A 26,338-nucleotide genomic window follows, 5' to 3' on the forward strand; every position below is an offset into this window, starting at 1 on the left:
CTTACTATGAAAACCAGTAAAACTCTACTTCAGCTCCTGCTCCCCTTCTTGAGCAATAAACATAATCAACTCAACACTGTATTTAAGAAGATGAGTAATGTGCTATATCTTGTTTCGACAGTTGATTCAGTGAGCCCGGTTTACCCAAGTGATAGCCTTGGAAGTAAGCGATACCCTGAGACTTTGCAAAACGCAGATCTTCATGGCTTTCTATGCCTTCTGATAACAATTCAATCTGATACTTTCGAGCTAAAAATCTGAGTCGTTCCCAAAAGGTCGAATTATCGCTCCGATTTCTCATCAACGATCGATCTATTTTCACGATGTTCGGCTTGACGACCCTAATCAGAGCTTCGCCAGTATTATAACCACTGCCGTAATCGTCTATCGCAATTTTGATCCCAAGACCACGACATACCCCGAACTGGGACATCATCCTTTTCTCGTTGATTCCAACAGGATATTGCTCATTCTCGGTAAGCTCAATCCATAAGGTTACATCTAACTTATTGCACGCTTGCCAAATTGGATAAATATCACGTAGAAATGTGAAACTTAAAACGTGACCAGGCGATATATTAATAGTCAGAAAATCAATCATTTTTTCCCGAGACAATAGTTCCTCGGACACTCTTAACAAGAATTTTTGAGTAAACAACGCAATCTTATCAGAGTCTAATAGGCAGCGGATTGACGCTTCAACATCATGCCCTCTTTTCCAACGCAATAAAACCTCAGCACCGACAGTTCCATTGCCATTAGTTATCGGTTGAAAAACAGGATAAAACAGCCCCTGGTTAACCTCTTCAATAAGTGCTTCGGCTTGCAAATTCTCAGGCAACATATTCGTATTCATAAACAAACCTCTTTTTGTGATTGATCGATAGTACAGATCAATAAATAGCAAGGTTTAGCATGAGCAAATCGAATGTCACTTTGAATGCCTATTTTCTAACCGAAGAAGAAGTGAACGCAACAAGTTAAACGAATACCTGAGTGAGCTACTTTTAGGTATGTTACTAAAAATACGCAAGATCTATCTTTGCTAACTATACTTCAATAAATTCAAATTAAGCATAGGGGTAGTAAATGTTTGGTGACTATTTAAAAGAATTGAGACTCTCACTTGGCCTAACACAGAGTGAACTTGCTGCTAAGTTAAACCTGGCTGATGAAGAGTTTAGATCACTAGACGTGGTAACCCTAAGTCGTTGGGAGAGAGGAAAAACCAAGCCAACACTCGCCAAGTGCCTCAGGGTTTTACGTTGCTTACAACTTGATTTGAGCGATTTTTATGAATTAATACCAAACCCAAACGAATCAAAACTATTAAATGAGTTTTCTAGGCTACGCTTTAATAGCCAATTAAGCAGGCTTTCATCATCAAATTACGAAACGGAGCAAAAACCACAAGTATGTTTGATTACTGAGTTACCACTTCTGCTGAAAGACGATGACAAAATACTATATAACCTTAAAGCCTTTTACGAAACTTCTAGCTATATCCCAAAAGGGTTGTTCGATATCAATTTATACGACTATCAACAAAACAAACGAGCTATTTTCAAAAGGTTTACAACACAAAGTGGTCGACTCATAGGCCATTCTCTTAGTTTTATATTTGAAAGTGAATATTTTGACAAAGCTATCCATTCCAAAAACTTCGACATTAACCTAAAAAAACTGTCGGTTATAAAAGTACGACTCAACTAGCCGTCTGTAACTATAACCGTTACTCTACTAGTTTCGAGGTGTTTCGGTGCATGTTAGTTTCTCAGTATATAAACCTAATTCGCTATTCAAATGTGCAACGCTATTACTTCTTTAATGCCCTACCTGAAAGTGGACAAATTTTAGAGCAGCTTGGATTCACCAAGGTAGCGTTTGATATTGAATCAGATACCGGAGGTTTTAAACTAGGTAACCGAACATTGTTTGTATGAAATTGACACTGCGACACTGCTTTCTCAACCAGAAATAATAACCCTCATAAAACGACCCAGTGGAATAACAAATACTCAATAAAAAGTCATTAGGCATACCCAAACAGCCTTCAACTTAAGATGCCTACCATCTTAAGTTTCTACACATAATAATACTTCGTCTTATGCAAAAGATTGGAGAAAACTACTGTGTTTGGCGAATACTTAAAAAAATATCGAATCGCGAATGAACTAACACAAAGTCAAGCCGCTACAAAGCTCAACTTACTCGGAGGAAATTTATCGAACATTGATACCGTTACACTTAGTCGATGGGAAAGGGGAACAACTAAACCAACTCTCAGCCGTAGTATTCGTGTCTTGCGGGAATTGACGAACGACCTTGAGCCTTATTTATCTGAAGTTAGTCTTACACAACAACAAGAAGTTACTTATAAAAACAGAGTTGCTCAGTTCGATACTCTGATGGAAGAGAAATACCATAGTTTAAATAACTTGATCGCCAGAGCAAACTATCAGTCAACATCGATGTCCGAACACAATTCTGTTTGTGAATGTCCGATTGGAAATTCTAATGATAGTGATACTGTAAATTCTGTACTTGTTTTTCATGATAAAACCTCTGATGAATATATTAAGCATGGACTCTATAAAATCGATCTTTTAAACTATTGCAATGAAAAACGTTTCATTGCCTATAAATATGTCGACAGCGTCACAGGGGAGCTATTAGGACATAACATAGGCGCTATATTCACGACTGAAGGCATGATCTCCGAAATTGAAATACTTTCTAAAAAGTCGATTGATGAAATAGATTTAAGAAAAACCGTTCCTTATAATCAAAGCCGAAAATTAGCTTATTTTGCGGCGAGCCAGCATTCACTGTACGAGCGACCTTTTCGCCTACAATTAAAAAGAGAATTCAGGTTTCTAGCAAAACACGCTAACATTACCGACTACTACACAACAGTTGCTATAAAAAGCTCAGCAGAAGTACTCGAAAAAATGGGATTTTCTGTTGTTTCGTACGAGAAAAAATCAACCAACGGTGCAATCAAAATTGGTAAACACTATTATTCTAAAGCTTTAATGCACATAAAAACAAGGCAGCTATTTACTCAACCCGAGTTCTTGAACTTGCTTACAGGCTGTCAAACCTGTTCAAACCAATGCTCAATTAGCTCTCAGTGTTGCTAAGCGGTCTCTTTCAGCGCACATAGGAGTACCAATCCATCGAAAGATAGTTCTGATGGATGAACTCCTACTTGCTTCAACCTTTCAAAACACAGCTCTACAGTTTTGACATTCGTATTCGATATTATTGAACCAATATACCTCATTATTTGCCCACTTAAATTATCAGTACAATCTATATACTATGTAATTAAGCGATTGAGTATTAAAGCATATGGTAAAAAGTTAGAATCTAATATGCTATGTTCGCTTGACTACATGTCAACCTCACGAACAATTACATCATCTACTTCATTGTTTAGTAATGTTACATAACTGCTCTGAGTCATGCCTCTTACAGCTTTCGTGTTTTGCATGCCATCTACATTCGTTAGACTCTTGTCAGAATAAATTGCTCGTATATCTCCACCGACTCGGCCTGAAAATGTAACATCATCGGTACTAATAGAACCATGCGCTGAGGTTACCGAAAACAAAAATGAACATAAAAAGACCAAAATATTAACAAACGACTTCATAAACACCTCAAATGTAATTGGTTACACATGAGAGTTTAGCTTATTCGCAAAAAAAAGAAGTCAAATGCCTACCACTCACCCTTCCATCCATGAATTGGACTTATAAGCATTCATTTGCAATAATTTGTTCAGCATAGTGACACTTGTAACAATCAGCCATTAACATAAATATATGTCACATCAATTCACCAAAAAATCTATGAATGTGATGATAACTATTTGATGGCAGTGAAACCTTAGAGAAAAGCCGGAGAATGAATAGCTAATACATATCTTGCAGAACTTCATAATAGTTCAATGATTTTCACATTAAGAAAATTTAAGTCTATCTATCTTCGTAATCTTTAATACCCGAACCTAAGATCTGGTATGTAAACAATGATTCTTGGCAACACTTGATTATTCACATCAACGTAAGCTATGTAAGATCATAGATGAAGAGTTAGACAGATTTAATCGAGTGCAAAAAAAAAGGTTCATCGCGGATTAGCGGGAACTAATAACAAAAACGGTAGTAAGTGATATGGTTTAGTCGCCAAACAAAAATCATACACAAACTACCGTTTTCATGCCGAATCATACTTTCCTATCTTCATTCTGGGAAGGCTTTCAAATAGTAAAGTCTCACCAAACAGCATCACTTATTACCCTGACTCTTAAACCTAACTCTGAGGCTAAGTGCCTTTGTGGTCTTGAAGCCGAAGCTATCCATGAGTATCAATGGCGTTATGTGAAAGAAGCATGTTGCTCGGTGTTCCTGTTGAACTTTCCGTTCAAACTCGAAGAATTAAGTGTCGTGACTGCGGCATAAAAACAGAGTCTCTATCTTGGCTAGAGCCTTATGCTCGCATCACGAAGCGCCTAAAAAGTTATATAGAACAACTGCTGCCTCTTCTTCCCATTAAGCATATCTCCCAGTTAACGAGTGTACATTGGCACACCATTAAAGAGATAGATAAACGCCGACTTCGACAAGTTGTACCGTCAAGTGAAATGGGAAGAGCTAAGGCAACTCGTCATGGACGAGTTCGCTATCTTTAAAGGGCATAGGTATGCCACGGTCATTGCTGACGCTAAGACTCATCAAGTCATTTGGATAGGGTTAGGCCGTAGCCGCAAGGACATACGACCGTTCTTCGAGCTGTTAGGCAAGCATGGCAATAATATCGAAGCGGTCGCGATGGACATGAATACGGCTTTTGACCTTGAAGTTCAAGCGCACTGCCCGAACGCAAAAATCGTTTACGACTTATTCCATGTTGTTGCTAAGTTCGGTCGTGAGGTCATGGATAGAGTCAGAGTCGACCAAGCCAACAAACTCAAGCAAGATAAAAAAGCGAGGCAATGGGTCAAGCGTTCACGCTGGGTGTTGTTGAAAAATAGAGGCAACTTAAATACACAGCAAGACAGCTATCTTACAGAAATATTGAATATCAATAAGGACTTAATGACCACTTACATCCTCGGAGCACAACTCAAAGAGCTTTGGTATTGAGAATCAGAAGTGCATGCCAAAGGGCTCTGGGAGGCGTGGTGGGCACAAGTACAAGAGAGTGGGATTAAGCCATTGAAAGAGTTCGCACGAAAACTGAGTCCTTATCTTCATGGGATTCTCGCATCGGCAAGTTATCCGCTCAACACCTGCACATTGGAAGGGATAAACAACAAGATAAAGCTAATCAAGCGAATGGGGTATGGCTATCGAGATACCGACTACTTCTTCTTGAAGATAAAAGCGGCTTTCCCCGGAAAGCCGCGATGAACCAAAAAAAAGCATCACCATACCTTATAAAAACTAAGTCTAGTAATACTTTTAATATTGATCAGGTTACCGGTAAGAAGTTTATTCTAATACTTGGCCTGGGTAGATTAAGTCTGGATTATCAATTCCATTACGTTCAATGATCTCATCCAAGTCGAACCCAAACTTTCTGCGCAGCTTGTATAACCAGTCACCCTCTTGCACGACATAAGGTAAGCTCGACTTAGCATCCACTTTCGCCTTGGGTTTTTCTTCTGTTAACGTCTCAGGCTCTACATCAGGAGTACATTGACCTTTCTCCAAGTTCGTCGAGCATTGTGGCTTTTCATCTATATCTAATGAGGAAGGGCGGGGTTCAATGTCTTTCAATTCATGCTCTTTACGGCTGTCGAAAAAGTAGTAAGCTAAACCAACAACTGCCTCTCTTTGATTCTGTCCAAAATCATCGTTTAGTGTCTGGTTGAGAGCAATGGTCGCGCCAAGATTCTGAGTCAACGCATAATCCACCACATATTCTAAAGTTGGGTACTTATCTTCAAGACCAAGGCCGATCTTCAAATCAAGCACATCACCATCATGAACGCTATAGAGTGCAGAGAGGTCGGATATATATTCAGAGCTACCCTCAAACTGATAGTGCTTCGCCCCTAGATTTACTTGAACTCGTTTGTATTGGTAAAGTAGTTGGAGTGATTGAGAGTCTTCATACATTCCCCCATCAAAGTTATAGCCATAAGTTGCGCCAACACCAACACGGTGTAAATCTGATTCCGCAGCGTTCACCGACCCACATGCAATCAAACATATTAAAAAATGAAAAGTTATTGAAATATGGTTCACAGGTTTACCTCATAAACGACATTGAACGACCCTTGATAATTCCCCGAATTAATCGAGTTGCCATCAACATCAAAACTGATGTCATACTTAACGTTAACCTGATTGCTGCCCACCCCATTGACAGTAATCACTTTTGAATCTGGAAATGAGCTGGTATTCATTAGACCATCTTGAACAATGACTTTATCAGCACTCGCACATCCAGCCGTACAAGTGATACTGTAGGGGATTTTGTCTAACGAATTTTCCGTATTGGTCATCTCATAGTCACCGGATGTGGGACTAAACGTCATAACAACTCCCGAAGGAAGAGTACCGCCTAACACCACATCATACGACGTTGAGCCTGTAATCCTTTTTGTAGCAGTGTCATACTCAGGTTCAATATCCCCTGTTCCAAGGACTGTTAACGATTCAAGAATCGCTGCTTGATAATCAATGGTAATCATTAACGTTTCCGGAACTCGGGTGTAAGTCATCGTGCCTGTCTGACTGGTAAAGAAGTACGTCGGCGCAATATTGATAGAAGCAGTGTACGTGCCAGTTCCTACCGGCGCGGTAAATATGTCGCTACTAATGTTAGGTAACGAAAAGGCTGGACGATAAAACTTGAATGGCTCAACTCGGGCTGCAGATACATATCCCGTTCTTGAAACACAGAGCGTAGACTCCTGAACCACTTTCGCGATTGGACCACCAGTGCTTGTGCCTGCACATCCGTTGGCAACTCCCATGCCGACATTTGAGCCATAATCATTTGCGATAAAGTGGCTAGCGGAACTTCCTAAGTTATATTCAACACCCAGTAACTCCAAGCTAGTGGTAAAGCTTTCACCTGTCGTATGATTGACGAAGCTAATCGTATTTGTGGATTGGTTATCCATTGTTGCCGGATACCACTCTGCGGTAGTTCGCTCTTGCGCTATAGTCCATGCTGAAGGTGATATCGCTTCACTTCCAAAATAGCTGTTTGCCGCAGCATTGTTCCATACCACCGGGGTGTTCGCTGTGATCGTTCCATACACCTCTGCTGCATAACTCGTGTTTACGGCAGTAAGTAGTAATACTATCGAAAGAAAGCTACTTCTTTTGAATAGTGATTTTTTTGTTGTAACTGTAGTCATGGGTAGCAACCTTTACGAATAACGAATCTACATTTGTTAGACCTTCTGCCAACTTGATGGTTTTCTTTCGGCCGGCTAGTATTGTGTTAGTTTGCTTACATTTATTACTAATCGAGTCAGGTCGGCAGTTATCTATTTGCATATAGAAAAAAGTGTTCCCCTTATTTTCCACAGAAACTTCAGAACCATTGTATTGGATTTCATATTCAACCTTTGCGTTCTCCGCAGGAACGATATAATAAGGTGCATATCCATAATTAATTCCTACCCTACTCTTACTCTTTTGACCGTCCATAACACTCGGCATAAAAGTCACTTGGTAGACCTTATCTTTTTTCAAGTTGTCACAGTCAACTTGACACAAGTTTTTTACAGAGACTCGGCGCCGCTCACCTGGGTTGAGGATCAATTTATTGGGTAATAGCGCGAGATCCCATAAAGGTAAATTGTCTTTAGTCAATTCTATTTTCTCTAATTCGCCATTAACTACATTAACTTGACTAACACTTCCCTTTATATATTCCTCTTCACCTTTAGAACTAGTAAGTGTAAAGACACCATTTCCGTCACCGCTTGAGATCAACAGCATCTTGTCGATACTAAAAGCATGGCTCAAGGAACTTATTATCAATAACATTGGGGTTATTACTACACGTTTCATAATTTTCTCTTTTAATAGTTTGAAGCATATGGCGTCAATTCCATATAGACAGCATAATTAATAAGCTCATCAACATACACTTTATGTACAGCTGTTAATAAATCAGTAGATTTAGCAAATATATAAGAGTAATCACCCAATTTTTTATTGATAATTTCAACTCCAGATTCACTAATTTTTCTTTGATAATCTAAAACAATATTACTATCCTTGTATTGACCTAAATAATAGTAATAGACACCACCTACTGAGGCAACCTGATAGCCTTCGCTATTTTCTTCAAAAGAAGGCATACAGAAATTGTTCCCCAAGTTTAGATTATTTACTGTTGACAACTCGGGTATCACACATTGATTAGCTTTGGATATTATTTTATATGGTAACTTACTTTTAACTTTAAACTGGTAGACTCCTTCGACTAACCTATCTGAAGAAAAGCAACCTTCTCCAATACATTCCACATTATCGATAGGGTTGCCGTTAATATCACTAAATGTTGAAAGAAATGATTTCAACTCTGATAGTGAAGTATCAAGGCGAATAACCGTGCCCGGGTAGCTCGTCGCAAAAACATGAGACTCGCCGTTGTTATAGAAATCCGATGCTTCTGTATCCAACTCAAATTCATACTCTTGATATTCTTTTAACGGGTAAATATTTGAAGCATCCTCACTAACATATGCATTACTTTGCTTGCCATTTTGCTCAGAGTTTACGACTGCTAAAAACTTGCCCTCAGCCGAAAGATTTCCAGTGTCATTGGCAGATATAAAATAACTTGAAGATCTTTCACTAGTAAGATCAAAACCTGTTGAGGTGATAATATTATTTGTTCCAATATACGCCGAAATACTTGCACTACTATCAGAGTTAACATAAAAATATGAGTTAGAGTCAATATTTTTATTTTTATAATTTGCAGACAAAGACAAATCTGCATTATGTGAATCTTTTTCTCCGTCTTGGTAGTAAATACCACCAGAGCTTGAGACACTAAGGCCTTTTTTATTTAAAATAGTGGTTGAGACTGTATCTCTATGTGATAATGTGGTATCACCGTTATCGTCAAACTGAATTTGTGTACTATGCATGTAAGTGTTTTTTTGCCCCAAAGGTATCGTCACAGAAGCCATAACACCATAGTTTATATAGTATGATTCACTAGCTGAGAACTCCACGTTTAGCTTTGAATCAAGGGGCAATGATGAAATCTGGACGCCACTTCTAGCGGACCAACTTTCTGAATCGTTAACGTAAATATTGGTAAAATCTCGATATTGATTTTTGGTGTATACCCCTGAAATATACGATGACACATTCCTCGATAAATACTTGTTATAGTTGAACGATAAAGACATATAACTTGAGTTACCAAATAACAAATCAGAGAGCCTTATATCTCGAAAACTAGCATATTCAGTCTCAAAATTTGTATATGATAGATTTAGGTCATAAATTCCTAAGTCCACATTATAAAAGCTAGCACCATCATTAAACACTCCTGCAACTGCTGATAATCTAGAGACTTCACCCAGCGATAAATTTCCGCCAATATAATTATAGTTATCATCAGCTGTGACAAATGACCCACCGCCTAACGCAAAAAAATCAGCTACCTGATAACTCAGTTTTCCATTGGTAAAGACTGGACTTTCATAATTATCATACGCAAACCTGATTGAATTTTCGTCAAAATTCTCATCTAAACCTGAGTTAGTTAACTCGCGAGATAGATAGCCAGCAGTGATATGATAATCAACCTCTCCGGAAACTAATGAGGACGAATCGTTATTCACAATGAGTCTGTCTTCATTGTAAAACTCTTCTCCTCCATCAAACATTCTGACTGTAGCGGTATAAGTACCGACAGGAAGCTCGTTATAATCAAAGAAGTCTTGGCCCGCACTCACATTACGACTGAGGAGTACGCGCCCTCGGTCGTCATTTATTTCCAGCCGCCCGTCTCTTGGGATATTCAAATAGACACGTCTAGATTTTCCACTCAGCTTTTTAACTAACTCCTTTGTTGAACCAATGGATGTCATGTAACCAGAAGTCTTGCTATTATTCTCTAAAAACTGAGTACTATTCCACGAACGTTCTTGGTATTTATACCCCACTGAAACACGCGTATTACCGTCAACATAGTTATATGATGAGTCATCCGAGCTAAAACCGTTCACGTCGCTAAAGTTGACGTCATTGTGTAAGTAACCGTACTTACCAAAGCCAACGTAATTTTCATGTTGGTAAGAGTATGCTGACGTATAATTTGTGGTATCACTGTATGAACTAGATACATTCAAGCCATGTGACATAATGATTGAATCATGATCAGTTTCCGCTCTCACAAACTCTAACGCGACTTGCTCTTCTTTATCTTCAAGAAACTGGGAGTTAACATGAGCAATTAAAGAGTGACTTTCTGGGACATAAACAAAATCATAAAACTCAGGTAATAAACCACATTCACTTCGGTAGCCTATACACTCTTTGCTAGATTCGACCCCAATTACTAGCGATTCAGCCATAGCTAGGCTCATCGCTCGTTCTACCCCAAACGCTTCTTGTAACATTTCTTCTACTATTAGTTGTTGAGAAGCTTGAATTCTAATCTCATCACCAGCAACAAGTGCTTCCAAAGGAAATGATCGGTTTTTATCAGCAGATAGAATTAACTTTAACTTCAAAGACTGCTCTGAGAGTAAGTCCTCAAATCCTTCTGGGATATTAGCACTCACTTTTACGCTATAAGTTATAATAGAGGTAATTATAATCAGGCTGCTTATACTTACCCATAATTTTAAAAACATTATAACTTTAACTCCATGTTAAATGTAACATTTCCGTTACAAGTTAATGGCTGAACATTTGATATATTTTGGTTAGTTACTAATGAAAACACGTTAGTTGCCCTCTCAAACTCAGTGCTATTATCAGCGTCAAAAGAAAATTTTTTAATATCATTCACATCCTGATAATTAACTCCATCAATATAAAGATCAATGAAATCATTAACTATTACTGAACCAGTTCCATTAATCTCACATGATGAGCTGAACTCAGATATGTTATAACTATATTCAAATGATTCACCTAAATTTATAGGAATCGTTGTCGTAACATAGGACAAAAACAAACCGTCATGAAAGCTCTCATTGTCATCATCATATTGAAGAACAATGTGTTCTTTTGATAACCTCACACTAATGGAATATTCATATAAATTAGCTCTATTAATCTGCGTACTTAGAGGAAATAAATGACTTTCAGCACTAAAAGCATAGTGACTAAATATAACTAATAAACAAAGAAATAAAAAATTCATATTGATATTCCTTTAGGACAGACGTAAAAATAAGGTACTAAAATTAAGTACCTTATGAGAAAATAAGGCTTTTATTAAGGCAAAGTTGCAACAAGATCCACATTAACACTTACTTCTGAACCAGCAATATCATCGGCATTAGAGTGGGGTGTGTTGTTAGATACATACAATTGAATTGTATGGGACCCTGAGAGTTGTTCTGAAGCTAAGTATTCCGTTGCTGTAAGCTCTTTGGTTGAGATCCTATCACCTACAACAATATTTGGTTGAACCTCACTCATTGTAGCGGGAGCTATCATTACTTGAGATACCGTCCAATTCGCTTCTGTAAGATCACCAACTGTATCACTTGTATAGCTATGAGTTTCTAACACGATAGGCGAGCTGGAAAATGTGCCGTCAGCATTAATCAAAAGTGAACCTGTATAAGCTGTTAAATCCGTATTACCACCAGCACCTGTGATGATAATATCACCATTCGAGACAAAACCTGGGACGAATCCGCTAAATACCACAGAACCAACTGAAGTATCTCCAGATGCTGCGAATGTTGGAGCAGTAGCAATTGTCGACAGTAATGTAATTAGAATTAGTTTTTTCATTATATTATCCTTTGTATATTTATGTACCTGTTGTATTGGCGTCGTTCCAAGGAACTAAGTAATAGTAACGAACGAGCAACACTTTGAGTTAGCATTCTAACTTCTTACTACCAGTAACATGCCTAGTTATCAATTGAGCATGTAAATAATAATTAAGCCAATGTTTTTGTTATTAACTTCGAAAGTAATAGTAGTAATTTAATTGATAACTACCTGTTTTGATTTTTAATGTGCATGAAAAAAACCACCTATTTTAATAGGTGGTTTTAGTGGAGGTTGTTCTTATCAAATTGCAATTCTACTTTTTAATGAATGATGAAAACCTTGCTGAACTTACAACAGCATTCGTACCGTCTGTATCGTTTCCGTTATAGCCTCCAAACCCAACCCAGTAAGTAGAATTTTCATCAATATTTCCCCATGGCATTGGCAAAGTGATAACCGGAGTCAAAGGTTTCCACCCAATCAGACCATTACGAGTGTATACAGAGAAGTTACCGTCGCGGCTTTCGAACCACAGTTTGCGTTCTCCCGATAAGTCCGTGTTATACACGGCGATGCTGTTTCCATAACCATCAAAAATTTCAACTTTTGCATCCCATACATTTATGACGATAGAAAATACTTTTGTCGAATTAGGCGCTCCAGGCTGCGTATGATTTGGTCCCCATGATGCCTGTGGAGCGTCCCCTCTAACCTGTTGAACATAGAATGAGTATTTCCCTGAGACGATGGTATTAGTTGGTGACTCAATAATAAACTCCCCTATAAACTCTGAACCTTCATACGCCTCGGCAGAATAAAGATTGGTACATTGGACTTGGTTAAACATAATCGGAAGTCCCGCCGCGGTGTGTGGACGTAATGCACTTTGGGCATTATTTTGATGTGTGAGAGCCATTCGAGACCAATTCGAAGGCGTTGCGACATCGAGTTCACCGGTATCTGGCTCTACAACGGCATAACCAAATTCATTGTAAATACTGGTACGAATAACGCTATTTTCCATCGAGTAATCAAAGTAGGTAACATCAAAATCACCGGATGTATCAGACGTAACCACATCTTCTGATAAATCTCCCTTTGTTTCGTTCTCTAACTTTAAGTTTGCCTTTTGAAATGGCGCAATGTTTCCGTCAGGATCATAGGTGGTTGCACTTAAAATGTAAGTCCCACCTACTTGCTCAGAAGTAACGAGATCCCTGACGGCAAAGTTTTTTACCGCTTCAGAGTCGAGCAGCACACATGTTACTAACCGCCCTTCAGATGGTTCATCTATTAGCGCTACGTTACCTGAATCACTCACTAAACTGTAAGTCTTGGCCTGATTTCCTGCCGCTTTATCTGCTAACCAGAAAGACTCAGAAGCAGGCCAGTTGTGAGATGAATAAACATTTCCAAGTACACTAAACAGCGTTTGCATTTCGCGCTCGATCGGAAGCCTTCCACCTACATCGATGCAGTGCTGGTAAGCATCGTTGTAAGTCATGGTGATGTACTGCTCACCCAGTGGCGCATTAATACCGTCTCCTGTCAGGACTTCGTGATAAGGAACCTTGGATAATTCTGCATAGGCCAATGACATTGGAGCGGTGAAGGAAATCGGTGCGCTGATGTACGGGTCGGTGATCGTAATATCACCCCAACTTTGAAGAACACTAATATCAGTCTCGACGTTAACTTTGATTGTTGATGATGCATAGCCACCATTTTTGTCCGTCACGGTATAACTTAGGTAGTGGTCACCAAACTGACTGGTTTCAAACGTGAATGAGTTCGAGTCAAAGTTAGATGTAGATCCAGGCTGAATGATATTCGTCGAGTTGTAACCAAACACATCAATTAGCTGCAGAACGTCCCCATCTGGGTCGCTTATCACACTCGATAAATCGATGCTTGTCGGCGTGTTCACTCTAACTAAACTCGGATGCTCGTATTGGTCGGCAACTGGACGGCTGTTTAAGTCCACCGAGACACCAATATCAATGATTCCACCAGCCACACTGCTTAAATCGTTACTTAAGTAGCTATAATTAATACGCTCTACGCCAACAAAACTATTACCAGGAGTATAAGTGATAGTATTACTCGCACTATCAAATGTTGCGCTTGAGCCTGTAGTCCCTTGGTCGGGTAACGTCACAGAATCCAATGTAAAATTGGCCGTATCGAGCTCTCCGCCTACCTTAGCGAGTTCATACCTAACATTGATAGGTTCACTCCTGTTCACTTGAGTTTGGCTATGAATTGGAATCAATTGTTCAGTCGTATTACCCACCAATGCACGAGTAGTCGCCGAAGATAATTCATCATTGGTTGACGAATAACGTGTCGCGTTCACCAAACTTGTTTTCTGAGCAACCTCTCCCCCTCCCACCGAGAATTGATAATCACACGCTTTAGCGCTATCTGCAGTTATACTAAATCCATGACTATCCAGCGACACAACGGTACACTCGGGGTTTTGCGATAACGGCGTCACGCCCATTAGTGCAGTAGCGCTACCATCAGAAGCCTCCATATTTTCAGAAAGATCGATATACAATGACTGCTGGCTTATTCGAGATTGCACCATTTTATCTTTCACGTAGTAGATAACACTACCGTTATTGGAACCGGAAGCCGCTCCAGAATCACCAGAATTAGATTCACCACCATTACACCCAGATAGTGTTGTTAATAAAATAATTGATAATAAACTTCTATTCAGCATAACTACGCTCTAAATTACGATTAGCCTTCTATCATTGGAAAGGCTAAAAATTGAAATCTCTAAGTCTTTATAAGACAAGCAATTTGGTTATTTAGCTAGCTTTTCAGCTTTATAACTCCGCTCGAAAACTGGCTTCATTTATATAGGTTTCACACGCATCATACGCACGTCCGCCAAAACCTATCCAATATTCAGAGTTTGGGTTGATCGACCCCCAATCCATTTCAAAATCAAATAACGCTGTTTCAGGTTTTTCTGACACTAATGAGGTATAGAGCTTGAATCTATTGTTTTTCACTTCGAACCAAACATATCGATCTCCCTGTAGATCAATATCGGTTACCGTATATTTAGGCGTATCGCTATCAACAAATATATTCACTTCTTTTCGAAATATATCGATAACCACTTCAAAGTTTTTGCTGGCTGGGCCACCCGGCCTCCAGACCTCTTTCCCCCAATTACTAGCCGGCGTATCGCCCACTTGTTGAAGATAAAATGAGTATGTGCCGCTTCCGACACCAACATTTTGGTAGCTGTAATAATGACCGATTAATGTTGACCCGGTATAAGACTGAACGTTGTAAACTGACGTGAGTTTTATACCCTTAAACGTGATGGGCAAACCGAAATTGGCGTCTACAGCAGGCATGCCGCTTCCTGACGTAACCCTCCGGTTCCATGAACCCGCATCTTTTACACTCAATGCATCAGCTTCACTATCGATACTAATAAGTTGCTCTTTGACAATGTCGTAGACGGACACCACACCAACGTTGTTTTCGAAAGAGAGGTCCGTATAGTCAGCATCAACCCAGCCAAACTCATCGGTATCGTAGTACTCTTGCTTGAAGTATCCATTCTTCTCGATGCCCGCAGTCACATAAACATTTTTGGCGTAGTGCGCGGGCTGTAGATCAGGTGTCAGTACTTGAAATCGGTATGGAGTTTTACCGTCTACCACTTGTAGGCTAGTTTGGTCGATGGAATATCGACGCACCTCTGGAGAGTCGTATAGCATACACGTGACCAAATTAGGGTTTGGCCTCAACTCTTGAGATACAGTCACTACATTTGTGGGTGAAATATCAATAGACCAGCCTTGGTCAGCCCCTATGAGGTTTATTCCTTGATCTGTTCTTGAACCAACCCAGTAGCTACCATCCGTTGGCCAATTATTGGATCGAAAAAGCTGAATTGACTGCTCAAGCTCCCCTTGAGTTGGTAGACGCCCACCCATTGATTTACAGATTTCCATTGCCTCATCGAACGAATGAAGGGTTATTTCACTATACGCAGGGCTGTGTACTCCATCTCCAATATGCGTATCAGAGTATGGCAATCTAACGTAGTCAGCTTCGGCTTTAGACATAGGCGCCGTAATGGTTACATCAGTAGTATTAGCGGTGTCGTTGTACGTTATATCTTGCCAATCTCTTACCATTGAAGGCTGAGGTTCAATTGTGACACTGACGACTGCGGAGCTGTAACCACCTTTGCCGTCTGATACAACATAGGTGACATAATGCACACCTGACACCGTTGAACTGAACTCTAATGTCGAGTCGCTTGTGACTGAGACAGTAGCGTCATAACTGATCACATCTTGCAGAGTCACAGCATCTTCATCGGCATCCGAGACAAAACTTGATACATCGATAGCTATTAAAGCTCCGTTCTCTACGAGAGTAGAACCCGTTACTGAGTCTTGAAATTGGAAATTACTGCTCGTTGGTGCATTGTTACTGCTGGTTGAAACAGAGACATCAATGTCACCGGTTAGAATGTTGGTGCCATCGCTGTAGCTGTAAGAAATACGTTCTACACCTAAAAAGCCTGCGCCCGGTGTATAAGTGATCTTATTTGTTGACGGGGAAGCAACCGCGCTTGACCCTGAATCAGTGCCATAAGGCATAGTGACGTCGCTAGACAAGGTATAAACGCCTGTGTCGATGGCACCACCATTTGAAACATCAATGGGAATTGCGATGCCTTCTGAAGTTGCGGAAGACAGCGGCGCTAGTATTGTGACAGTTTCACCGACAGCAGCTCTAGCCGTAGCCGTTGAAGCACTCTCTTCAGTCTCGGCCATAGCCATTGGCGTAATGCTTCTAGTACTCTTTGCCCCCACACTATAGCGATATTCACAGACATTCGCTGAAGTCGCATCTATAGTGAAACCTTTATCGTCTACGGAAATTGGAGCACAAAAACTATCGGAGCTCATTGAAGCAACATGAATAACTGAAACTTCGCTGCCATCATTAGAACTTATATTGCTCGAAAGGTCTAAATAGAACGTTTCAGATAAAGGGCCTGTACGTATCGCATCAACTGCTTGATATAACGTTTCGGTATTAGGTGAGGCTGTATCAAGCTCTTGATTGTTAGCTGTGTTATTACCTTCCGCTCCACATCCGTATAGCACGCTAACGAAAAGAAATAACAATATGTTATTTGTAGTATGTTTTTTCATGTCTAATATCTGCTTCCAATGAGTACGCCTTAATTTACCGAAATACATAGCAACAAAGTTAGCATCAACTCATCACGCAAAGCCCAGCATGCCTAGTTAAATCATGCAAAGGAATTATATAGTCAGCATTAAACACTTGATACTAAGCTAGTATCTTGAGATGTTTAGCTTTCTATCTTGATACATTAAGGCAGCAATGCAGTAACACTCTCCATACGTTCTATAATGTGAACACGGTTATCGCATTGAACTTTCATTGAATAAAAAGGATTTATCATGAACAAACTCGTCATTATCATTTTATGTGTATTGCTTCCGCCTGTTGGTGTGTTCTTCGCTCGTGGCGCAGGTAAAGATTTGCTGATTAACATCGTCCTGACCTTCTTCTTTTGGGTACCAGGAATGATCCACGGACTCTGGGTGGCGACTCGCTAACCCGTATCCAAAAATAAATACCGAATTAAAACGCCATAAAAACAAGCTCCTAGCCCTGAAGAGTTAAAAATAGGATGAAATGAAAGTGCTTTTCCACTATCATCCTGTCGCCTAAACGTAAGCGATTGCTTTCACAGATTTCGCCGAGTTTAGGCTCCAACTACATAACACTTCAAATGGTGGGAGCCTTCAATGACACAACTTACGATTACTCGTCCTGACGACTGGCACGTTCATCTACGCGATGGCGAAGTATTAAAAGATACAGTGCGCGATATCAGCCGCTACAATGGTCGAGCGTTAATCATGCCAAACACCATCCCACCGGTAACCGATACCGAAATGGCTTTAGCTTACCGTGAACGCATCATGGCAGAGCAGCCAAGCGAGCAATTCCAGCCTCTAATGGCACTTTACCTGACAGACAACACAACACCTGAAGAAATTCGCAAAGCGAAAGAGTCTGGTGCAGTAGTGGCAGCAAAGCTTTACCCAGCGGGCGCGACGACTAACTCTGATTCAGGTGTAACGTCAGCACAAAAGATTTACCACGTGTTAGAAGCAATGCAAGAAGTGGATATGTTGCTATTGGTTCATGGTGAAGTTACCACTCACGATGTTGATATCTTCGACCGTGAGAAGCAGTTCCTAGACACAGTGCTAGCGCCGATTGTGAACGACTTCCCTAACCTAAAGATTGTTCTTGAGCACATCACAACCGCTGACGCAGCAAACTTCGTTAAAAACGCGAATGGCAACGTAGCGGCAACCATCACCGCTCACCACCTGCTTTACAACCGCAACCACATGTTGGTTGGCGGCATTAAGCCACACTTCTACTGCCTTCCTATTCTGAAGCGTAACACGCACCAATTAGCGCTTATCGAAGCTGCAACAAGCGGTAGCAAGAAGTTCTTCTTGGGTACAGACTCTGCACCACACGCAAAAGGCGCAAAAGAGTCAGCATGTGGTTGTGCAGGTTCTTACACAGCGCACGCTGCCGTTGAACTGTACGCAGAAGTGTTCGACCTAGAAGGTAAGATTGAAAACCTAGAAGCGTTTGCAAGCCACAACGGCCCTGACTTCTACGGTATCCCACGTAACACGGACACCATCTCTCTTGTTAAAGAAGAGTGGAACGTTGCTGAAACTATGCCTTTCGGTTCAGACATCGTTGTGCCAATCCGTGGCGGTGAGACGATTGCTTGGTCTGTAAAGTAAACGCTTAGTCGGTAAATAAGCGCTCATATTGCAAAATAAGAGCGTGGTGTTAATTAAACACGACTCATTAGATTAAAAGGAGCGCCATAGTGATTATGGTGCCCCTTTTTCGTTTCGTGGAGAGAGGGTTTTATTAAGACTGATAATGAGCGATTACTTACCGCGAATTTTTCCAACCACAGTCCAAACAGCAACAACGATCAATCCAGCTAAGACACCGATAACACCGTTCAATAACGTTGGAACAACCGCTGTCGCTACCGTATGTCCACGAAAATCCATAATAATTGGCTCAATTAAGTGATGAATCGCAGGAACGTTGTGCACCACAATACCACCACCAACCAAGAACATCGCAGCCGTCCCAACCACCGCAAGCGTCTTCATTAACTTTGGCGCAAAGACAACAAGCCCATTGCCAAGCTTTGTTTTTACTGCACTACCGTTAGATGTGCGTTGAAGGTAGAAACCTAAGTCGTCCAACTTAACGATCCCTGCCACTAAACCATAAACACCAATCGTCATCACAACTGCAATTAAACTTACGACAAGAACCTGAGTAAGGATACTTGTACCTGTCACAGTACCCAGTGCTATCACTATGATTTCTGCGGATAAGATGAAGTCGGTACGAATCGCGCCTGCGACCTTTCTCTTCTCATATTCCTCTATGGATTCACCAGTACTTGTGTCCTCCCCCTTTTCATCGTCTTGATGAGCATGAGGAAAGAGCTTCTCTAAGATTTTCTCGGCACCTTCAAAACAAAGAAACAGACCACCAATCAAAAGCAAAGGCATGATCAGCCAAGGAATAAAGGCACTGATCAATAATGCCGCGGGCACCAAAATCAACTTGTTTTTAAATGAGCCTTTGGCAACCGCCCACACCACTGGGATCTCTCGTTCAGCAGAAACACCAGATACCTGCTGGGCATTCAGCGCTAAATCATCCCCCAGCACACCAGCGGTTTTTTTCGCGGCAACCTTAGACATCAGTGCGACATCATCCAGCACGGTTGCAATGTCATCCAGTAGCGTTAATAAACTTGCTCCAGCCATTTTATGGTCTCTTTTAAGGGATTAAACAATTGATAAAATGTAACACCATCAATCCAGTCATCAAAGTTATGAGTCTGTAAAAAATAGAGTCACAAGTTGTGTTTTCTATTGCCGTCTCAACTAGACAGGACTAGTCTGTCTTCATCTTTCGCGAACATAAAAGAAGAAGTATAGATGAAAAGTGAATACTCCTACCCAATTGGTAAGCCAGGACAAAAATGGCAAGAAGCAGAACGTCAAGCATGGTTCGCTCAAAGAACCGTTAAGCGTGAATACCAGCAAGAAGTCGTGCCAAAAATCCAAGCATTGGCAGACCGCTTTGACATCGAGCAATACGGCGCACTGAGCTACGATGAAGCTCGCTTCCCGCTTTTCGCAATCAAAAGCAAAAACTGGGACGCATCAAAACCGACGATCCTTGTAACGGGTGGTGTTCACGGTTACGAAACCAGTGGTGTGCATGGCGCGATCAAGTTCGCCGCAACTCAAGCAGAGAAATATGCAGCGCACTTCAACATTGTTGTTGCACCTTGTGTGAGCCCTTGGGGTTACGAAGTGATCAACCGTTGGAACCCAAATGCTGTCGATCCAAACCGCTCTTTCTACGACGGTACGCCAGCAGAAGAATCAGCAAACCTACGTGCGTTAGTCGCTTCTTTACCAGAAGTGTTGGTTCACGTTGATCTACACGAAACGACGGATTCTGACGAAACAGAATTCCGACCAGCACTCGCAGCGCGTGATGGTATTGAGTACATTGAAGGTATGATCCCTGACGGCTTCTACACGGTTGGCGATACAGAAAATCCGCAGCCTGAATTCCAAGCGGCGGTAATTGCTTCAGTTGAAAAAGTAACGCACATTGCGCCAGCAGATGCAGATGGCAAGATCATTGGTTCTGAAGTTACTCAACATGGTGTAATTAACTACCCAATGAAGAAGCTTGGCTTATGTGGCGGTGTGACTGATTGTAAGTACGGCACAACCACTGAGGTTTATCCGGACAGCGACAAAGTGACAGACGAAGAGTGTAATGACGCTCAAGTTGCTGCGGTAGTCGGTGCTTTAGATTACGTAATTCAGCATGAATTAAACGCGTAAGCTAGTACTTAGACCTGCTCCCTAAAACTAAAAAAGAGCCACAAGTGACGATTCACTTATGGCTCTTTTTTTACTTTTCTGCTTGCCTGTAATTTCTTCTTGGGCATAAAAAAGCTCCCTTGCACACAGTACAAGAGAGCTTTGAAATAACGCTTAACAAGGAGTCATTCACTAACTCCCTGCTTGGTTTCTTTAGTTAGCCGTTTCGCTAACGCTTGCTTGCCCTTTATCTACTTCAGTCAGTAGACCTTTCAACAAGCTGAAACAACCAATCAGAAGAATGATCGTAAACGGCAGTGCTGCAATGATCGTGATCGATTGCAGAGCTTGGATAGATTGAGTACCACCAATCCACAACATCACCATTGCGATAGCACCTGAGATAACCGCCCAAACCACTTTCTGTTTAACAGGAACTTCAAGCTTACCGCCCGCCGTCATGCCATCGATAACGATAGAACCTGAGTCTAGCGTAGTCACGAAGAATACGATGATCAGTGCGACTGCGAGAACTGACAGAATGCTACCGAACGAGTAAGCATCTAGCATGTAGAACAAGCTTAGAGATACGTCTGTAATGCCTTGGTCGAGGCCAAGTTGTCCCACATGGTTAATTACTTGCTCGATAGCCACGCCACCGAAGATCGACATCCAAGCCGACGTTACCAATGTTGGGATAATCAGTACGCAAAGTAGGAACTCGCGAACCGTACGGCCCTTAGAAATGCGCGCTACGAACATACCGAAGAATGGTGCATACGCAACCCACCATGCCCAGTAGAACACCGTCCAGCCATGCAGCCATGTTGTGTCTTCACGGCCAGAGCTTTGGCTCAGTGCAATGATGTTTTTCGCATAGCCCGTCACAGCAGTCGCGACAGAATCAAGCACAGTTGTGAAGTTCAGAACAGCGATCAGACCAAGGAATACGAACGCAATAACCATGTTCAGGTTACTTAGGAATTTAACACCACCGTCCATACCACGTAGTACAGAGATGATCGCTAAGCCCATGATCAGAACGATGATAGATTGCTGAAGAAAGATGTTGTTATCCAAGCCAAACACGTGGCTGATACCACTTGCTGCTTGTGTACCACCTAAGCCTAGTGAAGTCGCCAGGCCAAACAGAGTAACCAGTACCGTTAGTACGTCGATCACATCACCGGTTTTACCCCACACTCGCTCACCCAAAATTGGGTAGAACACAGAACGCATTGATAGCGGTAAGCCTTTGTTGTAAACAAAATATGCAAGGCAAAGTGCCGTCATGCCATAGATAGCCCAAGCATGGAAGCCCCAGTGGAATACGGTCGCACCGAGTGCCAGTTCACGGCCGGCTGCCGTAAAAGGTTCTGCATCGAGTGGCGTTCCGAACCAGTTGGTGAAGAACGCGGTTGGCTCTGCAACACCCCAGAAAATAAGTCCAATACCCATACCCGCAGCGAATAACATCGCAATCCAAGATGACATTGAATAATCCGCAGTTGCATCTTCGCCACCTAAGCGAACTTTACCTAAAGGTGAGAATGCAAGAATAACGGCAAAAACTAACATGATGTTGGCTCCCCACATAAAGAGGAAGTCAAACTTTGATAAAACAGCACCCTTGATAGAATCAATCGCAGCTTTGGCATCTGCAGGAGGAAGAGCAAGAAGAGTGATGATGAAGAGAAGAGATAAGCCTACTGAGGCTACGAAGACTGTGTTATGGACATCCATGCCCCATTTACTGACGTTATCTTGACCAACTTGATAGTCAGTAGAATCAATACTGTATTTTTTTGATTTAAAACTCATAAATTATGATGTTCGCATATCCGAATCAACGAATATAAGGACGCTCTCCGTATCCAATTACTACTTGATTGGCTCGCCGAACCGCCTAAATAAAAGGCAATAAAAATCACAATAATTAGTGACAAATGGACTTACTGGCTCAATCCCAAGGCGCGCATTATAGCACAGCTCAAAGCATTTTGACTGAGTTTTAGCTCAATAGTCAGCCAAACCACCGCTGATAGTGATAGTTAATCCAATAAAAACAGAATAAAATAAAAGAGCAAAAACCTTTAAATACAACAATTTAAAATAAAATATCGCACCGTAAAATCTCATTCAAACTTTCTAAAGATAAATTTAACAACAGCCTAATTTATTTATAGCTCTAACAAAAAAGCCCCGCTATAGGGGCGGGGAAATTACCAAAGGTAAAAGAGAAATGGATATTAGCACTGCGTACTGCAGCGCTCGATATTAGAGTGCGAAACAAAATCCAAGATTGTAGTCATCACCATTTTTCGCGGTGAACTCTTTGTCTTCACTTGATGCGTTTGGTCGGCCGCTTTCGTCGCCTTTTACTAGACTCACCCAGTGTCGGATTCCAGAAGAAATGCTTGCGTCTGTTTGGCCGAAGGTAGTGCATGTCTCTAGTTGGATATCTTCAATATCAACAAGCTCTAGATTACCTGTACCTTTTCGAGCACCAATCGTCACTTCAACGTGCGTACCACTTTCATCACGGAATAGGATTGCTGAAGGCTTAGACTTGTCACCCGTGTAAGCTACAAAGTGCTTAGCACGTTTCAGGCCTGTATGTTCGCCATTTTTGAAGTAAACCTGAACATGTCGGTAGTCAATCTCGTAGCTCACTACATCTTCATGCGAACCTGTCTCTAGAGGAAATAGAGTATCAAGCAACTGTTTCGCCATTATTTGTTTTTCGACTTGCTTGTCTGCTTTCACCATTTCGACGGCAAAGACAGCTTCAGCAATAAATGTTGAATGGTTTCTGTGAAGTTCTGTTTTGTCTAGTGTCAGCATATTCATAGTCTATCCCTCGTACGGCTTTAAGTTTCATTTAGGTCAAACATCCCAATTGACCCTTTTCAGATTTGTTCTTTACTGCGTGGTTTCCATGTTTTTCATACTACTGTTATTTCTGAAACAATTTCACAACAAAAATTACACAGTGTGAATTTTACTAAATCGCTTTTTTACACAAACCGGCATTTCGAGCCCCCAGCCCTTTATTTAACTGGGTTGAGGGTTCCATAGAAACGCGTTTACGTGTTGTTTGAATTTGTGTAATAACCCACCCCAACCAACTTATTGTCGATCACTCGATAGTAAGTGTGCTTGGTTTCCACTTTGCTCGACAGCGGGTTTAACCATCGATAGGTGTAAACACCTCGGCCATTTTCTTTGGCAAGGTTCAACATCTCAGTAAGAATCGGCTTATCGTCAGGACTTAGGATTTCGTTGTGTGATCGCCCCACAAGCTCAGGAGACACACCATGTGCGAGCAGTTTTCCAGAGCTCATATCCATCACAAACACATACAAATCCCCTTCGACAAAACTGCCTTCAGCGTCATTAAACTCAGCAAGGCTCTGTTGCTCAGACTCCACTATCGCGGTCATCGCTCTCGCCAGTAGGTTCTTAGCCTCGGCCGCACTGGAACGCTCTGGGTAAAAGCCCACAGCAACAATCACATCTCCAACACGCTCAAAGAAAGTGGTTTTCGGCTCACCCATGCGATCAGTTGGGTTGGTCCAGTGATACTTAACTTCACCAAAGCCGTTGTGAACCGCTTTAGTGATCATTTCACGGAAAAAAGGATTGCCGTAAACGTCTTGGGTATCCAACACACTGTCGCCCACCAACACCATCGAAGAGCCGCCACTGGCAAGGAATTGGCCATCAATACCAAGAGCAAACACATAGAGTTCACCGTCTATATATTCGGCATCACTCATGAAGTCTTTCACGCTGTCGTCACCTTCTTTTTGAACGTGCACCACCGCTTTCGCAAGCAAGGTTTTGGCTCTTCTTTCCGCGTCACTGACCACATGTGGCTCAGAAATGTCGAGAACATTGACTGGCTTGGTTTCTTTCTCAACTTCTGAATGTTCGGCACGTAAACCAATGCCACTCACTACAGTAAACACGGCACATCCAATGAGGATTAATCTGGATAAATTCATGGTTATCTCTCCTAATATCCGACTAAGGACGGTAGCCAAAGCGTAATTTGTGGGAAGAAAGCGATAACAAACACGCCCACAACAGAAGCAAGAACAAAGGGATGGATCTTCGCGGTAATTTGCTCAACCGTGGAGCCACCGATCCCCGAGGCGACAAAGATGTTTTCGCCGAGCGGCGGCGTTGCAAAGCCTATAGATAAGGTACACACCACCACAATACCCACGTGAGTTGGATCCGCGCCCAACATGTACATGATTGGTAGCAGTACTGGCACAATGATCATGATCGCCGCCAAGGTTTCCATAAACATGCCGATGAACAACAACAAGGTAATCGTCAGAGCCCACACCATGTACATGTTGTCGGTGAAACTGAGTAGTGATTCCGCCACAACAACTGGGATTTTTTGCTCAATCAACAAGCGTCCGAACACAGTGGCAGCAAAGAGGATTAACAATACGCGTCCGGTGATCCATGTGGTGGTCGACAAAGATTTCATCACGCTTTTGAACGATAATTCTCGGTGAATAAACACACCCACAAATAGCGAATAAAAAATCGCCACAACCGCAGACTCTGTTGGTGTGAACATACCGCTGTAGATACCACCAAGAATCAGGAATGGCGCTAATATCGACCATAAACCGCGGCGCAAGTAATGCCTTACATCACCAAACGACCATGTTTCGGTTAACCCTTTATAGCCTTCACGCTTAGCAATAAAATAGTTAGTGACCACTAGCGTCGATGCCATAATGAAACCCGGCACAACCCCAGCAACAAACAGTTTTGGAATAGACAAAGAAGCAAACTGCCCATGCTGAGCAATGGCTTCTGGCGGTGCCATTAAGCCCATCGCAGAAATGCCGAAAATAACCAAAGGAATGGATGGCGGAATGATGATGCCCAAGCCACCTGATGCGGCCGTTACTGCCGATGCGTAGCTCTTATCGTAGTCTCGCTTAACCATCGCGGGCACCATTAACATACCCACCGCTGCGGTTGTTGCAGGGCCTGAACCTGAGATAGCGCCAAAGAAAAGACACGCCATTACCGTTGCCGCGCCAAGGCCACCCGTTACTGGGCCAGCTAAGCTTTCGGCGATATCCACCAGACGTTTGGAGATCCCCGCCGCCTCCATTAGTGCGCCAGCAAGAACAAAGGCTGGCAGCGCCATTAATGGGAAGTTACCCACCGAAGTAAACGCAATTTGTACCAAAGCGATGGGATTTTTGTCGAGCAACATATAGGCCGCCATTGAAGCGCCGGCCAGTGATACTGTGATTGGTGCACCCAGAATTAACAGGGTTAAGAAGCCACCAAATAAAATTAGAGTTAAATAGGATTCCATTATTACATCTCTCTATTACG

The 26,338-nt window shown here is 41.7% G+C and carries 21 protein-coding genes and 1 pseudogene; 7 read left to right on the forward strand and 15 right to left on the reverse strand.

The window, feature by feature from the left end:
• Positions 1-82 precede the first annotated feature (82 nt).
• The gene (locus MSG36_RS00320) at positions 83-856 is read right to left on the reverse strand and encodes an EAL domain-containing protein (protein WP_248365746.1); all 774 of its coding nucleotides are present in this window, start codon (positions 854-856) and stop codon (positions 83-85) included.
• Positions 857-1,089: 233 nt separating this feature from the next.
• Here MSG36_RS00320 and MSG36_RS00325 point away from each other — a divergent pair, with 233 nt between their 5' ends.
• Positions 1,090-1,713 (forward strand): helix-turn-helix transcriptional regulator, encoded by a 624-nt coding sequence (locus MSG36_RS00325; protein ID WP_248365747.1) that lies wholly within the window; start codon positions 1,090-1,092, stop codon positions 1,711-1,713.
• 419 nt (positions 1,714-2,132) lie between these two features.
• On the forward strand, positions 2,133-3,143 hold the full coding sequence (locus MSG36_RS00330; RefSeq protein ID WP_248365748.1) for a helix-turn-helix transcriptional regulator: 1,011 nt from the start codon (positions 2,133-2,135) through the stop codon (positions 3,141-3,143).
• A 251-nt stretch (positions 3,144-3,394) separates the two neighbouring features.
• Here MSG36_RS00330 and MSG36_RS00335 read toward each other — a convergent pair whose 3' ends face one another.
• Positions 3,395-3,658, reverse strand: coding sequence for a hypothetical protein (locus tag MSG36_RS00335; protein WP_248365749.1), 264 nt, complete (start codon positions 3,656-3,658; stop codon positions 3,395-3,397).
• A gap of 568 nt (positions 3,659-4,226) precedes the next feature.
• Between MSG36_RS00335 and MSG36_RS00340 the strand changes: the two genes are divergently transcribed.
• Entirely contained in the window at positions 4,227-4,469 is a 243-nt protein-coding gene (locus tag MSG36_RS00340; RefSeq protein WP_248366403.1) for a hypothetical protein, read from the forward strand.
• Positions 4,439-5,420, forward strand: a pseudogene (locus MSG36_RS00345) (ISL3 family transposase); the annotation flags it as partial. The gene MSG36_RS00340 and the pseudogene MSG36_RS00345, both read left to right, overlap by 31 nt.
• An 81-nt stretch (positions 5,421-5,501) precedes the next feature.
• On the opposite strand, the gene MSG36_RS00350 reads toward MSG36_RS00345, so the two are convergent.
• From MSG36_RS00350 to MSG36_RS00385, 8 genes are all read right to left on the reverse strand, one after another.
• Positions 5,502-6,203 (reverse strand): LysM domain-containing protein, encoded by a 702-nt coding sequence (locus tag MSG36_RS00350; RefSeq protein ID WP_248365750.1) that lies wholly within the window; start codon positions 6,201-6,203, stop codon positions 5,502-5,504.
• A gap of 53 nt (positions 6,204-6,256) precedes the next feature.
• Positions 6,257-7,384, reverse strand: coding sequence for a hypothetical protein (locus MSG36_RS00355; RefSeq protein ID WP_248365751.1), 1,128 nt, complete (start codon positions 7,382-7,384; stop codon positions 6,257-6,259).
• The gene (locus MSG36_RS00360) at positions 7,341-8,045 is read right to left on the reverse strand and encodes a hypothetical protein (protein WP_248365752.1); all 705 of its coding nucleotides are present in this window, start codon (positions 8,043-8,045) and stop codon (positions 7,341-7,343) included. Before MSG36_RS00360 ends, MSG36_RS00355 begins: the two co-directional genes overlap by 44 nt.
• Before the next feature lie 11 nt (positions 8,046-8,056).
• Positions 8,057-10,858, reverse strand: a complete 2,802-nt coding sequence (locus MSG36_RS00365; protein WP_248365753.1) for a CS1-pili formation C-terminal domain-containing protein — start codon at positions 10,856-10,858, stop codon at positions 8,057-8,059.
• Positions 10,858-11,373 carry a hypothetical protein gene (locus MSG36_RS00370; RefSeq protein WP_248365754.1) on the reverse strand — a complete coding sequence of 172 codons (516 nt, stop codon included), beginning with the start codon at positions 11,371-11,373 and terminating at the stop codon, positions 10,858-10,860. Before MSG36_RS00370 ends, MSG36_RS00365 begins: the two co-directional genes overlap by 1 nt.
• Before the next feature lie 74 nt (positions 11,374-11,447).
• Positions 11,448-11,975, reverse strand: a complete 528-nt coding sequence (locus MSG36_RS00375; protein ID WP_248365755.1) for a hypothetical protein — start codon at positions 11,973-11,975, stop codon at positions 11,448-11,450.
• Positions 11,976-12,273: 298 nt separating this feature from the next.
• Positions 12,274-14,688, reverse strand: coding sequence for a cadherin-like domain-containing protein (locus MSG36_RS00380; protein ID WP_248365756.1), 2,415 nt, complete (start codon positions 14,686-14,688; stop codon positions 12,274-12,276).
• 109 nt (positions 14,689-14,797) lie between these two features.
• Positions 14,798-17,164 carry a hypothetical protein gene (locus MSG36_RS00385; RefSeq protein WP_248365757.1) on the reverse strand — a complete coding sequence of 789 codons (2,367 nt, stop codon included), beginning with the start codon at positions 17,162-17,164 and terminating at the stop codon, positions 14,798-14,800.
• A 276-nt stretch (positions 17,165-17,440) separates the two neighbouring features.
• Between MSG36_RS00385 and MSG36_RS00390 the strand changes: the two genes are divergently transcribed.
• On the forward strand, positions 17,441-17,599 hold the full coding sequence (locus MSG36_RS00390) for a YqaE/Pmp3 family membrane protein (RefSeq protein WP_008215717.1): 159 nt from the start codon (positions 17,441-17,443) through the stop codon (positions 17,597-17,599).
• A gap of 192 nt (positions 17,600-17,791) precedes the next feature.
• Complete coding sequence (gene pyrC / locus MSG36_RS00395) at positions 17,792-18,820, forward strand: dihydroorotase (RefSeq protein ID WP_248365758.1); 1,029 nt, start codon at positions 17,792-17,794, stop codon at positions 18,818-18,820.
• A 153-nt stretch (positions 18,821-18,973) separates the two neighbouring features.
• Here pyrC and MSG36_RS00400 read toward each other — a convergent pair whose 3' ends face one another.
• The gene (locus tag MSG36_RS00400) at positions 18,974-19,879 is read right to left on the reverse strand and encodes a DUF808 domain-containing protein (RefSeq protein WP_248365759.1); all 906 of its coding nucleotides are present in this window, start codon (positions 19,877-19,879) and stop codon (positions 18,974-18,976) included.
• Positions 19,880-20,053: 174 nt separating this feature from the next.
• Here MSG36_RS00400 and MSG36_RS00405 point away from each other — a divergent pair, with 174 nt between their 5' ends.
• Positions 20,054-20,980 carry a M14 family metallocarboxypeptidase gene (locus MSG36_RS00405; protein WP_172378726.1) on the forward strand — a complete coding sequence of 309 codons (927 nt, stop codon included), beginning with the start codon at positions 20,054-20,056 and terminating at the stop codon, positions 20,978-20,980.
• A gap of 192 nt (positions 20,981-21,172) precedes the next feature.
• Here the strand turns inward: MSG36_RS00405 and MSG36_RS00410 are convergent, their stop codons facing one another.
• The 4 genes from MSG36_RS00410 to MSG36_RS00425 form a co-directional block, all read right to left on the reverse strand.
• Positions 21,173-22,780 (reverse strand): BCCT family transporter, encoded by a 1,608-nt coding sequence (locus MSG36_RS00410; RefSeq protein WP_248365760.1) that lies wholly within the window; start codon positions 22,778-22,780, stop codon positions 21,173-21,175.
• A gap of 456 nt (positions 22,781-23,236) precedes the next feature.
• Complete coding sequence (locus tag MSG36_RS00415) at positions 23,237-23,809, reverse strand: malate synthase (RefSeq protein ID WP_060980547.1); 573 nt, start codon at positions 23,807-23,809, stop codon at positions 23,237-23,239.
• Between the two features lie 236 nt (positions 23,810-24,045).
• Positions 24,046-24,966 (reverse strand): cache domain-containing protein, encoded by a 921-nt coding sequence (locus tag MSG36_RS00420; protein WP_248365762.1) that lies wholly within the window; start codon positions 24,964-24,966, stop codon positions 24,046-24,048.
• A gap of 11 nt (positions 24,967-24,977) precedes the next feature.
• Positions 24,978-26,318, reverse strand: a complete 1,341-nt coding sequence (locus MSG36_RS00425) for a TRAP transporter large permease (RefSeq protein ID WP_017064290.1) — start codon at positions 26,316-26,318, stop codon at positions 24,978-24,980.
• Positions 26,319-26,338 lie beyond the last annotated feature (20 nt).

Source organism: Vibrio sp. 1CM8B, from assembly GCF_023161685.1.
GTDB classification, from domain to species: Bacteria; Pseudomonadota; Gammaproteobacteria; order Enterobacterales; family Vibrionaceae; genus Vibrio; species Vibrio coralliirubri.